This window comes from Mesorhizobium sp. P2_F7 (assembly GCF_056403695.1).
Genome location: NZ_JBFUFA010000001.1, coordinates 150183 through 162668 on the forward strand (window position 1 = coordinate 150183; position 12486 = coordinate 162668).

Consider the following 12486-nt stretch of genomic DNA (forward strand, 5'->3'; position numbering starts at 1 on the left):
GCGAAAGATGATTAACCAAACGTTATCACCGCAGTGCTATCGAAAACCAGATTTAATACTTGCGGCTGGAAGCGGATGATCCCTTTGCCATCGGATGGTTCGGTATCGATCGCGGGACGCTCTCCGGGGCTTGCCGCCGAGACCATAGAAGCCGTCGTCACGCTGCCGACTTTCAAGCGGCCAGAGCTGCTCCTGGAAACGCTGGCCTCGCTGAAGGCGCAAATGACCGCGAGGCGTTTCGCCGTCATCGTCATCGAGAACGAAGTCGAGGCGCGCGAGGGCGCCAAGGCGGCGCTGCCGCTGTTTGCGCGCGGCGATATGACGGGCATGGTCATCATCGCGCATGAGCGCGGCAATTGCAGCGCCTACAATGCCGGCTGGCAGACGGCGATCCTGCATTTTCCTGGCTTCCGCCATCTCCTCGTCATCGACGATGACGAGATCGCCGAGGCCGATTGGCTGGAGCGCATGTGCAAGGCGGCGGAGACGCTCGGCGCCGACATTGTCGGCGGGCCGCAAGTGCCGGTGTTTGCCGATCCGGCTCACGCGAAATGGGCCGAGCACCCCGTCTTTGCGCCACCCTATCGCGAGACCGGGCGCGTGGCCGCACTCTATTCCTCGGGCAACCTTCTGGTCGGGCGCAACGTGCTGACCGCCATGGGGCCGCCCTTCCTCGACTTGCGCTTCAACTTCATGGGCGGTGGCGATTCCGACTTCCTCTCGCGCTCGGCGCAGAAAGGTTTCGTGCTTGGCTGGTGCGCCGAGGCCAGGGTGCGCGAAGGCGTTCCGGCCAGGCGTGTCGAGGCCGACTGGATCCGCGCCCGATCCTTGCGCAACGGCGTGATCTCGACCCTGGTCGAGAAGAAGAAACGCGCCGGCACACCGTTGGCCGGCGTCAAGGTGTTTGCTAAAAGTCTGGCGCTGCTTGCCGCCTCGCCGCTGCGCGGTGCGATCAAGCTGGCGCGGACAGGCTCCCTGTCGACGGCGCTTTATCCCGTCTATGTCGCGCTCGGCCGCGTCCTTGCCGAATTCGGATACGCCAATGAGCAATACCGGCAGCCTGAGAAGAACTGACGAGCTGCTGCTGGGCGGCATCGTCACCCGCGACGGCGTGGCGACGGCGATTGCCGCGCTGTTGTTTGCCGTCATCATCGTGTCGTTCCGGCCGTTTCAGCCGGCCGGTGCGGAACTGACCGGCGACGGCGGCGACATCGTCAACCAGCTCGGCTTCAGTTCGCTCGGCGCCATTTCGATCTTCTCGCTGCTGACCTTCGCCGACCCCAAGGTGGTGCGCTCGCTGCTTAGCCCGTCCTGGATCCTGATGCTCGGCTTCTTCATGCTTTCGGTCATCAACGCGACCGATCCGTCCTCGGCGATGCGCGCGGCTTTCTTCACGCTGCTCGGCATTTTGACGATAGCGACGATCCTGGTGCTGCCGCGCGACGCCGACAGCTTTTCGAAAGTCATCATCTTCACCGCCATCGTCGTCATCGGCCTGTCCTATATCGGCCTCGTCGTCTTTCCGCACGAGGCGCTGCACACGGCAGACTCGCAGGAACCTGAACATGCCGGCCTGTGGCGCGGCGTCTTCGCTCACAAGAACATAGCCGGGCCTGTCATGGCCTGCTTCAGCTTCGCCGGGCTCTATCTCTTTCGGCGTGGGCAAAAATTCTGGGGGGTCGCTATCTTCGGCGCGGCGATGGTCTTCATGCTGCACACCGGTTCCAAGACGACGGCAGGCCTGGTGCCGTTTTCGATCCTGATCGTGGTGCTGCCGGGCCTGATCGGCATGCGGTTCGGCACGCCGATCCTGTTTGCGCTGGCAATGATTGCCACGGCGGTCGGCACGCTCGGCATCGTCTTCATCCCGCCGGTCAAGGAGCTGGCGGCGACCTATTTCCCCGACCTTACCTATACCGGGCGCACGACGCTGTGGGAGTTCTCCGGCGAGATGCTGGCGAAGAAGCCGTGGACCGGCTACGGCTATGAAAGTTTCTGGGGCACGCCGCTGCTGCTCAGCCAGGACCAGCCTTTCGACCGACCCTGGGACATCAGGACAATCGTGCACGGCCATGACGGCTATCTCGACATTGCGGTGCTGATGGGCATCCCGGCGCTGTGCGTTGCCGTCTACACATTCCTGATCGCGCCGCTGCGCGACTACATGCGCATCCCGCCGCGCAAGGAGAACATCTATCTCGGCGACTTCTTCATGATGGTGGTGCTGTTCACGGCGCTGAACGCTTTCCTCGAAAGCTTCTTCTTCCACCGCGGCGACCCGGTCTGGCTGTTCTTCGTGCTCGGCGTGCTTGGCCTGCGGCAAGTGTCGCTGCGGCCGATCGCGGTGCGCCGGCGACCTTGACCGGCTGGCCTGATCCAGCCAGCCTTGAGGGTCTTCCCCGCCCGTCGGTGAGCGTTTAAGGAGAAGCCTTTCTCGGAGGGTTCTCAATGACGATCAGGCTTGTTCTCGCCGGCTGCGGCAATATGGGTTACGCCATGCTTGCGGGCTGGCTGAAATCCGGCAGGCTTGCGCCGCAAGCCGTGTTCGTGGTCGAGCCCAATGCAGACCTGCGCAAGCGCGCCGAGCATCTTGGCTGCGGTGTCGCCGCGGATGCGAGCGGCATCCCGGCCGATGCTGAACCCGACCTCGTCGTCATCGCCGTGAAACCGCAGGTCATCCGAGACGTCACCGTTGGCTACAAGCGTTTCGCCGATGGCAGGACCACCTTCGTCAGCATCGCTGCCGGCACGCCGGTCGCCACGTTCGAGCATATCCTCGGCCATCTCGCGCCGATCATCCGCTGCATGCCGAACACGCCGGCGGCGATCGGCAAGGGCATGATGGTGGTCTATTCGAACCCGCTGGTGACCGACGATGTCAGGCGTTTCGTCGCCGAGCTGCTGTCGGCGAGCGGTGTGGTGACCACGATCGACGACGAGAACCTGATGGATGCGGTGACGGCGGTTTCGGGGTCCGGTCCGGCCTACATCTTCCACTTCATCGAAGCGTTGACGGTTGCCGCAGAGAAGGCCGGGCTGCCGACCGACACCGCCAGGCTGCTGGCCATGCAGACCGTCTATGGCGCCGCAGCACTCGCCGCCGAAAGCGGCGAGGAGCCCGGCGTGTTGCGCCAGCAGGTCACCAGCCCCAACGGCACGACAGCCGCAGCACTTGCGGTGCTGATGGGCGAAGACCGGCTGACGAAGCTGCTGACCGAGGCGGTGGAAGCCGCGCGGTTGCGCTCGATTGAGCTCGGGAAGTAACACCTGCGGGGCGTCAGGGCTGTGTGCAGCCCTGACCCGAGCCAGGCCGCATCAGCCCCACTTCATTTCACCCTTGGCGACCTTTGCGCCCAGCTCCAGCGACGAGACGTCGAGCAGATCGGGATAGCGCCGCTTCATCGCCGCAATCAGCTCGACGCTGGATTTCGCCTTGTCGGCTTCCTCATTGAACGCTTCGAGATAGGCGCGGGTGAATTCCACCGCCGCCAGGCCGTCCGGCGCACCGGCGACCTGATGCGACGGCACCACGATTTGAGGCTTGCGCGCCGCGATTTCACCCAGCGCGGCAATCCATTTCTTGCGCTCGTCAATGGTTGGCTCATCGGCAACCCAAACATGCACGCCCGACGAGATCAGCACGCCACCGAACACGGCTTCAAGGCTGGGCACCCAGAGATAGCGGCGGTCTTTCAGGTCGGCGATGGTGACGATCTCGATCGCGTTGCCCTCGATTTCAAGCGCGGCGACATCGGAGACCTCGGGAATGACGACATCCGCCAGAACCTTCGGACCGTTGTCCTTGAGCTGCGGCCCCCAGACATCGAGCTTGCCCTGTACATTGGCCTTGATCGCCGCCACCGTCGCGCCGGCCCCGATGATCTTGGCGCCGGGAAAGGCATCCGCGATGGGACGCAGACCGAAATAATAGTCAGGGTCGCTGCAACTGACATAGATCGTGGTCAGGGTCTTGCCCGTCGCCTTGATCGCATCCGCGACCGCCCGGCCATCGGAAAGCGTAAATCCGCCGTCGAGCAGGATGGCTTCCTTCTCGCCGGTCAGCAGCACCGGCGTGCGGCGAAAGCCATTCTCGTCGGCCTGAAAATAGGTCCATGCCAGCTTGCCGGCAGCCCTGGCGGCAAAGGTCAGCGGCGGCAGCACGGCAGCCGTGCCCACGGCCAGAAGGGTTTTCATCGTGTCGCGTCTTGTCCAAACGGTCTGCAACATCTCAATCCTCAATGGGTTTCAACTGATCGACCGGAGATTGGCATCTCGGCATCGTTTGAAAAATACGGATCAAAAAGACAGAGTGTCTGAATGGATCAGACAATGGTGGCCGGCGCATGAGGCACGGCTAGCCCCCTCTCCGTCTCGGGCTTCGCCCGAGCCACCTCTCCCCCGCCTTTGGCAGGGGCGAGGAACCCAAGCTTGTGAAGGCCGCAGCCTTTGAGGTTAGCGTTTCCTCGCCCCCGCGAGAGCGGGGGAGAGGTGGCTCGGCGAAGCCGAGACGGAGAGGGGGAGCGCCCTATGCGATTGCCCCGTCACTTCACCCGAAAGCCTACGCCCCGTACAGCATCTCGTCCTGCAGCTTGCGCAGGGCGTAGAGCCTTGTCGTCTGATCAGGCGTGGCATTGTCCGTGGTCAGCAGTTCGCCCTTCCTGGCCGATTTCAGCACCTTGCCACCCTCGAGCAGTCCGACTGGCACCGCCCGATGGCCGCGGGCCTCCTCAGCGGTCATGGTCCAGGAGCGGTAGCAGGTCTCGCCAATGGCATCGAACGTCTCACCAGCGGCGAGATCGCGCTTGGCCACGGCGCAGACCTCGGCGACCGGCTTCGGCAGCGGCACCATGTCGGGCCGGCCGTAGAGCATGATGCGCGCCGCCGTCAGCGGCACTTCCAGCGAGGTCAGATGATAAGGCCGGAAGAAGCTGTAATAGGGACCGTGGCCGATATGAAGATCGTCCATGCGCTCGACAATGCGCGGATGCGTCGCCTCGACGATGACGAAGACGCCGGGCGCCACGCCCTTGCCGATCGTGTAGTCGACCACGCCCTTCTTTGACAGGATGCCGCCATCGGCGCGCGGGATCAGCACCTTGGCCAGTTCGTCGCGGTCGGCCTTGGGGCCATGCATGCCGGGAACATCGGGCACCAGGCCGGTGGCGTTGGCGATGGCGCACATCTCGACCATGGTTTTCGAGCCGTCGACGAACTCGACCAGCATGCGCGGGTTCATGTTGCGGCGGATCGCTTCCTCGCGATAGTCGTCCGGCACGGCATCGTGGTTGAGCGGGTTGTTCTTGCCCTTGCCGGCCGAGACGATGGTGTAGCCGAGCGCGGAGGCAAACTCGATCAGCTCCATGCAGCTCGACGGCTCGTCGCCGGCGCCGACCGAATAGACGACGCCAAGCCGATCGGCCTGCTGCTTGAGATAGCAGCCGATGGTGACGTCGGCCTCGACATTCATCATCACCAGATGCTTGCCGTGCTCCATCGCCTTCAAGTCGAAATCGGCGGCGACGCCGGGTTTGCCGGTGGCGTCGATGACGACGTCGATCAGCGGATTGGTGACCAGCATCTCGTTCGAGGTGATGGCGATTTTCCTCGACTCGATCGCTGTGGTGACTTTCGATGCCGTGTCGGCCTCGACTGCCATCGCCTCATCGCCATAGGCGATGCGGATGGCGTCACGCGCGGTGTGCGGGCGGCGCGTCGAGATGGCGCAGACCTCGATGCCCGGCATCAGCATCCCTTGTGTGACCAGATCGGTGCCCATTTCGCCGGAGCCGATGACGCCGATGCGCACCGGCTTGCCTTCGGCAGCACGCTTCGCGAGATCGCGGGCGAGTCCGGTCAGGGCGACATTGGTCATGCAAGCGTGTCCACGGCTTCTTGATTTGCAGGCGGGAATAGCAGGGAACGGCCCTGCTTTGCCAACGAAACCGGCGGACTGCGGCAATTTCTCGGACAATAAGCCCGGCCGGCCAGGTTAACCCCGTCAAGAAACCGATTGACCGAATGCTGCTTCAAACCACCCTGACGTAGCTCGTCATGCCGGTTTTTTGGTGCTCGATGATGTGGCAGTGCAGCAGCCAGTCGCCTGGATTGTCGGCGACGAAGCCGAGCTGCACCTTCTCATTGGGCTGGACGAGATAGGTGTCGGAAATCAGCGGCTGCACTTGGCGGGTCGAGGACGACAGCACCTTGAAGCTCATGCCGTGCAGATGGATCGGATGCGATTGCGGCGTCAGATTCTCCATGTCGATGACATAGCTTTTGCCGAGCTTCAGTTCGGCCAGAGGTGCGGTCGGGTCCGGCGTGTCGCCCGGCCACGGAACCTTGTTGATGGCCCAGAAAGAGTAACCGAGCGTGCCGCATATGCTGTCGCTCGGCACGTTTTCCGCTGTGGCGCTGAGCGACAGCGCAATGTGCCGGGCGCTGGCGAGGTCCACCTCATGCACCGGATTGGCTTCCAGCGGCGCGAGGTCGCGCAGGTCCCGCTTGAGCGAGGTTCCGGCGGAGCGCAACGTGCCGAGCGTCTTGGGCTTGGTGCCCCTGACATCGCCGAGGTTGACGATGGCGCCCTCCTGGTCGGGCATGCGGATGGCGAGATCCATGCGCTGGCCCGGACCAAGCAGCAAGGCATCGGGGGCAAAACGCTGCGGCACCGGATTGCCGTCGAGCGCGATGACGGCGGCTTCCGCGCCTTCGACGCGAAAGGCGTAGATGCGGGTGACATCGGTGATGGCAACCCGCAGCCGCACCAACCCGCCGGCCGGCGCGTCGAATTGTGGCTGGTCGAGCCAGTTGGCGGTGCGCACCGTGCCATAGGTGCCGGTTTTCGCGGCATCGCGCGGGCGGAATTGCTGGATGAACTGGGCGTCGTCGCCAAGCCGCCAGTCGCGAAGATTGACGACCGCCTCGGCGTCGAACTTCGGATCGTTAGGGTTTTCGACAACGATGACGCCGGTCAGGCCATGCCCCATCTGCTCCAGCGTGTTGCAATGCGGGTGATACCAGAATGTGCCGGCGTCGGGCGGCGCGAAGGCGTAGTCGAACTGATCGCCGGTGTAGACATAGGGCTGAACCAGGAAAGGGACGCCGTCCATCTTGTTGGGCACGCGAATGCCGTGCCAGTGGATCGTCGTCGGATCGTCGATGCCGTTGACGAGACGCGCGGCAAAGGGCTCACCCTTTTTAATCCTGAGCACCGGCGGCATGCCTGATTGACCATAGGTCAGCACATCCCTGGTCTCGCCCACGTCCATGAACTTCGCCTGGATTTTTGCCGTCTTGAGCACCACTGGTTCAGGAGTGGCGGCGGCCCAGCCGCCGAGCCTGGCCATAGCGGCAAGGCCGACCCCGCCGACGCCGGCAACCGCGGCCGTTTTTAGAAGCCTGCGGCGGGTGAGTACTGTCATAGAAAGCTCCAACTGAAATGCGGCTGTGTTGGCGCTCTGGATGGCGGCGGCTACCGGCGCGCTGCCGATACTGCCACATCGCCTCCCTGTCATGCCATGGCAGGCCGATGACATTTGCTTGCGCGGCAGTGTGAACGCCGGCGTCGCCGTTTCAGTGCAATTCCGCGAGCAGCGCCTGTGCTTCCGCGAGATTCTTTTCCGAACCCGCGGCGAGGTCGTCCATCTTCTTGTCGCGGAAGATGACGAGCGCCTCCTGGCAGGCGGCGATGGCTTCCTGGGCAAGCGCCTTGTCCTTGTGGGCGGCGCCCAGATCGACCAGCACGTCGCACAGGCTATCCTGCGTGAAGGCCACAGCCGGCACCGCGTTGATCTTCTTTTGCACATCGATCGCTTCGCGCAGGACCAGCACCGCCTCCTCGAAATGCGCGACGTTGTTTTCGGCGCGGCCAGCCATGGTCAGGGCATAGCCCATCTCGTTGCGGGCATTGGCCCAGCGTTCGGGATCGCGCTCGCGGCCGATCTGCTCGGCCAGCGCCCGGTTGACGGTGACAGCCTCTTCATACAGTTCGGCCGAAGGCTCCTTTCCGCCGATCATGCTGAGCACCTGCGCCAGGCTCGCCTGGGTCGTAGCCCAACGTTCGGGGTCGCGGTCGCGCGTACGCACGCCCAGTATGCTGCGGTAGATGCCGGCCGAGCGTTTCATCAGCGCGATATCGTTGCGCCAGTAGCCCAGCGTCGACAAAGCGCTTGCCAGATTGGACTGATTGCGAAGCCACCCGTCATCGTCCTTGTCTCGGGTCGTCACAGTCAACGCCGCCTCATAGGCCTGCACCGATTTCGCCATCGTATCCGGATCGGAAGTGGCACTGGCCTGCATCATCTGGGTGTTGCCGAGATCGCCTTCGACCGAAGCCCAGAGTGTTCGGTCGGGCAGTGTCGCATAGACCGCCAGGGCCGCCTCATGCGCGGTCGCCGCCTTCTGGTAGAGAGACGGGTCTTTGCTGGCGCCGGCAAGATAGTAGTAAGCGGTGCCGAGCTCGTTCTGCAGCTGGGCGTAATCGTCGGGCGCTGTTGCATGATCATAGAGGGGCAGCGCCGCTTCGAACGCTGCTACCGATTGGCTGAAATCGTCGCCGTTCTGCGTGCGGTCGCCCAGAAGCAAAAGCACCTGGCCCAAGCCCCATTGCGTTGCCGCCCAGTTTTCTGGGTCTCTGTCACGGGTCTGCACTTCCAGCGCCGCATGGTAGGCCGTCACCGCTCGTTCGAACGCCTCGACCGGATCGCCATCAGTTTTACCCAGCTGGGAAAAGGCAATGCCCAGGCGATATTGTGTCTTCGCCCATTTCTTCGGATCGTTCTGTCTGGTCCGCACGGTGAGCGCAGCATCAAAAGCGGCGACCGCCTGTTCGAGGATCGCCTTGTCGCGGGCACGGTCACCCCAGGTCGACAGCGTAACGCCGAGATCGTCCTCGATGGAGGCGAAATCGATCGGAGCGGCGGTGGCTGTTGAGACCTCCAGCGCCAGGTGATAGGCAGCCGCCGACTTCTGCAGATAGTCAGTCCCAGTCTCTCGATTGCCCAGCAGGCCGTAAACCCATCCCAGATTCTGATGCAGTGAGGCCCAATCGAGCGGTGACTTTTCGCGCGGATATTCGGACAGGGCGGCCTGATACGCAGCTATCGCCTGCAACAACAAATCCTTGCTGTTCCGCTTCACGCCCAGACGTTGCAAGGCATTGCCGAGCGTCATCTGGCCTTCTGCCCACTCAGCCGGTGCGTGTTCGCGCGTTCGGACCGAAAGCGCAGCCTCTGCCGCCTCTCGTGCGCGCTGCAGCGTTCGGATATCGCCATTGATCTGGCCGATTGATTCCCACGCCGAGCTCATGTTGTTCTGGATTGACGCCCATTGTGCTGGGGCGCGCTCCCTGGTCATTTCCCCAGCCGCCGCCTGATATGCTGCGATCGCCTGCTGCATGGTCGCGATATCGTTTTCGCGCCGGCCAAGGCGATACAGCGCATTACCCAGATTGATTTGGCTCAATGCCCAGTCAAGTGGCAGGCGGTCCCGGCGATACTCGGTCAAGGCTGCGCGATGCGCGTCGATTGCCGCGCGAAAGCTATCGCTAGTCGTCTCACGCTCGCCGAGGTCGGAGAGAACGACACCAAGATTATTCTGCGTTGCAGCCAATTCGAGCGGCACCTTCTTCGACCCTTGAACCTCAAGCGCCAATCGAAAGGCGGCGACCGCTTTGTCGAGCAACGTGGTGCCGTTCTCGCGTTGGCCGAGCCGCCAGTAGATAGTGCCGAGATTGCCATAGGTAGACGCCCAATGATCCGGGTAAGCCTCGCGCGTGTAGACACTCAGCGCTTGCTCGAAGGCAGTGGCTGCCTTGTCGAGATTGTCGCGACTGGCCTCGCGTTCACCCAAGATCGATAGGGTAGCTGCGACGTCATTTTGGGTGGCAGCCCACGACAACGGGCTCCTTTCGCGCGACACAAAAGTCAGGCTCTTTTCATAAGCAGCGACGGCCTGCAGAAGGACAGCATTGTCGCCTGAGAAAGTGCCGTACTCGGAAATCGCCCTGGCCTCGGCTATCTTGTAGAACCAGGCTTCGCGGTCGTCCCATTTCTCGACCTGCTCATAGGCTTTGGCGTAGTCTTGCGCCGCAGCCTGGAAGTTGAAGGCGATTTCGTAGGTTTCGGCGCTGTTGCCAAAGACCTCCGCAAACTCGATCCGGCGCGCCTTGAGCTCGGCTTCCGCCTGGTCGACCGTCTTCGACATTTCGCCGACGCGAGCCTTGGCCTGCTCGTGAAATTTCCTGGCGGCATCGAGCGCGCCTTCCCGCACCGCCTGTTCGGCGAGCCCGGTCAACCTGACGATTTCCGGGTCCTGGCTCTTCAACGCCGCCTGCTCGGCCAGCACCTGCTTCAGCCGCTCGGTCTGGCCGCGCAGCAATTTGTCGAGTTCGGCCGGATCCTTTGGCGTATCGGCACCGAGCGTCTTCAGCATGGCGTAGAGCGCATCCATTGGCACGCCGCCGTCGCGCGAGACCGATTCGATCTGGCGGCGTTCCGGATCGGGCAGCGTCGAGATGGTCAGCAGAAGCTGGCGACGTTCTCGCAGGATTTCGCCCTCATCGCCTTTCGGCGCCTCGGCGGGGGTGCCGAAATAGAGCAGCCGGCGCAGGCTTTCGTTGACCCAGGGCCGCTGCTGGCCGTTGGTCTTGAGATACACCTCCTCGCCGATCATGCGCAGCACGGTGCCGAACTCCTCGCCGCCCATCGTGTCGATGTGGCGCAGGACGGCCGCCGCATAGGGGCTGTTGCCGTCGGCCGGACCGTCAAGCGCCACCTTGCCGGGTTCGGCGGCAAAGCTGATGACCTGGCCGAGGCTGTCGTCGACCGATCCCTTGGCCTCGGCGTTGCCTTTAAGGGACACCACGCCGCGCGTTTCGCCGAGGCCACCGGCGCTGATCGGCTTGCCCTCATCATCGGGCGAACGCTTCAGCAGCGTGCCGGGCGGGAACGGGTCGTTGCGGCAGGCGTCGAGCAGCACGATGGTGACCGGCACCTTGGATTTCAGCTCGGCAACGATGGCGGAAAGCGCGACCAGCTTTTCGCCGGCATCGCCCAGCGATGAGACGTCTGCATCGACCGGCACCAGATAATTCTCGCCACCGGCCTCGATGCCGTGGCCCGAATAATAGATGATGGCGACGTCGGCGCCTTCCGCATCTTCGACGAAGCCTTCGAGGTCTCGGCGCAATTTGCGGGCGTCGCGATTGGTGGCGACATCGGTCTCGAAACCGAGCTTGTCGAACATCTCCTCGATGGCGCGGGCATCATTTTCTGGATTGGGCAATTTGGAGACGTGCTGGTAGTCGGACTGGCCGATGACCAGTGCCACGCCCTTCAGCGCTTTCGGTTCTTCAGCAGAAGCGGAGACAAGCGTGCACAGGCACAGCAGCAGTGCCGCGGCAATCGCCGCGCACATGCGCCCCGTCGCACCTGCTGTTCGCCCAAAAAGCATCGTCTAGCCCAAAACCCGGCGATATCTTCCGAAGGCGAGATGGCATCATGATGGCCGGTCGATGGCAAGTCCTTGGGCGGACCGTGTTCTTGTCGTGGGTTTGATGCGCACGGCGCTGGCTGGCTTTCGGCTTACGACCCGGTACTGTTCAGCATGGCCACCGGGTAGCGCAATTCCGGCCCGGCGGTTCTTAAGGGAGGTTTGCGATGACAACGGATTACACGCCGAAATTCGATCTGGCCGGCAAGGTGGCGCTGGTCACCGGCGCCTCGCGCGGCATCGGGCGCGCCTGCGCACTCGCCTGCGCCGGCTCCGGCGCCGACATGATTGTCGGCGTGCGCAGCAAGGCCGACGGGGCAGAGCTTGTCGCCGAGATCGAGCGCATCGGCCGGCGGGCGCTGGCCGTGCATATGGATGCGACCGATCTCGCCACGGTGCGGGCTGGTGTCGCGGAGGCGCACGCCGCCTTCGGCCGCATTGACGTTCTGGTCAACAATGTCGGGCTCGGGCCGGAAAACCTGGCCGAGAACGTCACCGAGGACGATTTCGACCTGACGGTCAACGTCAACCTCAAGGGCACGTTCTTCACCACCCAGGCGGTGGCCAAGCTGATGATCGCGCAGAAAGGCGGGCGCATCATCAACATCAGTTCGCAGGCCGGCACGGTGACGCTGAAGGGCGAAGCCATCTACTGTATGAGCAAGGCGGCGATAAACCATCTGACCCGCTGCCTGGCCGCCGAATGGGCGCAGCACGGCATCGCCGTCAACAGCGTGGCGCCGACCTTCATCTGGACCGACGGCACGCGGCCCTCGCTGGCCGAGCCGGAGTTCCACGCGCACGTGCTGGGCCACATCCCGCTCGGCCGTATCGGCGACCCGATCGATGTCACCGGAACCGTGGTGTTCCTGGCCTCGCCGGCGGCGTCGCTGATCACCGGCGCCAACATACTGGTCGATGGGGGCTGGTCGGTGGCGTGAGCGTCCAGTGTGCCGGCCGAAATGGATGGCGCCATTGGCGAATACGGCCAGACCC

8 protein-coding genes are annotated in these 12486 nt (G+C 63.5%); 4 read left to right on the forward strand and 4 right to left on the reverse strand.

The window, feature by feature from the left end; all coding sequences use genetic code 11:
• The first annotated feature begins 75 nt into the window (after positions 1-75).
• The 3 genes from AC1DZ8_RS00690 to proC all read left to right on the forward strand — a co-directional run bounded on the left by AC1DZ8_RS00690 (position 76) and on the right by proC (position 3264).
• The gene (locus AC1DZ8_RS00690) at positions 76-1074 is read left to right on the forward strand and encodes a glycosyltransferase family 2 protein (protein ID WP_477306669.1); all 999 of its coding nucleotides are present in this window, start codon (positions 76-78) and stop codon (positions 1072-1074) included.
• Entirely contained in the window at positions 1043-2362 is a 1320-nt protein-coding gene (locus AC1DZ8_RS00695) for an O-antigen ligase family protein (protein WP_477306671.1), read from the forward strand. The genes AC1DZ8_RS00690 and AC1DZ8_RS00695 overlap by 32 nt, the downstream gene beginning before the upstream one ends.
• 86 nt (positions 2363-2448) lie before the next feature.
• A complete protein-coding gene (proC, locus tag AC1DZ8_RS00700; RefSeq protein WP_477306673.1) occupies positions 2449-3264 on the forward strand; it encodes a pyrroline-5-carboxylate reductase in 816 nt (271 codons plus the stop codon).
• A 51-nt stretch (positions 3265-3315) separates the two neighbouring features.
• Here proC and AC1DZ8_RS00705 read toward each other — a convergent pair whose 3' ends face one another.
• The 4 genes from AC1DZ8_RS00705 to AC1DZ8_RS00720 form a co-directional block, all read right to left on the reverse strand.
• Entirely contained in the window at positions 3316-4194 is an 879-nt protein-coding gene (locus AC1DZ8_RS00705; RefSeq protein WP_477400261.1) for an MBL fold metallo-hydrolase, read from the reverse strand.
• A 364-nt stretch (positions 4195-4558) separates the two neighbouring features.
• On the reverse strand, positions 4559-5872 hold the full coding sequence (locus AC1DZ8_RS00710) for an NAD(P)H-dependent oxidoreductase (RefSeq protein ID WP_477306676.1): 1314 nt from the start codon (positions 5870-5872) through the stop codon (positions 4559-4561).
• A gap of 154 nt (positions 5873-6026) precedes the next feature.
• Positions 6027-7421, reverse strand: coding sequence for a multicopper oxidase family protein (locus AC1DZ8_RS00715; protein ID WP_477306678.1), 1395 nt, complete (start codon positions 7419-7421; stop codon positions 6027-6029).
• A gap of 151 nt (positions 7422-7572) precedes the next feature.
• Positions 7573-11415 carry a caspase family protein gene (locus tag AC1DZ8_RS00720; RefSeq protein ID WP_477306680.1) on the reverse strand — a complete coding sequence of 1281 codons (3843 nt, stop codon included), beginning with the start codon at positions 11413-11415 and terminating at the stop codon, positions 7573-7575.
• A 242-nt stretch (positions 11416-11657) separates the two neighbouring features.
• Here AC1DZ8_RS00720 and AC1DZ8_RS00725 point away from each other — a divergent pair, with 242 nt between their 5' ends.
• Positions 11658-12431 (forward strand): SDR family NAD(P)-dependent oxidoreductase, encoded by a 774-nt coding sequence (locus tag AC1DZ8_RS00725; protein ID WP_477306682.1) that lies wholly within the window; start codon positions 11658-11660, stop codon positions 12429-12431.
• Positions 12432-12486: the final 55 nt, after the last annotated feature.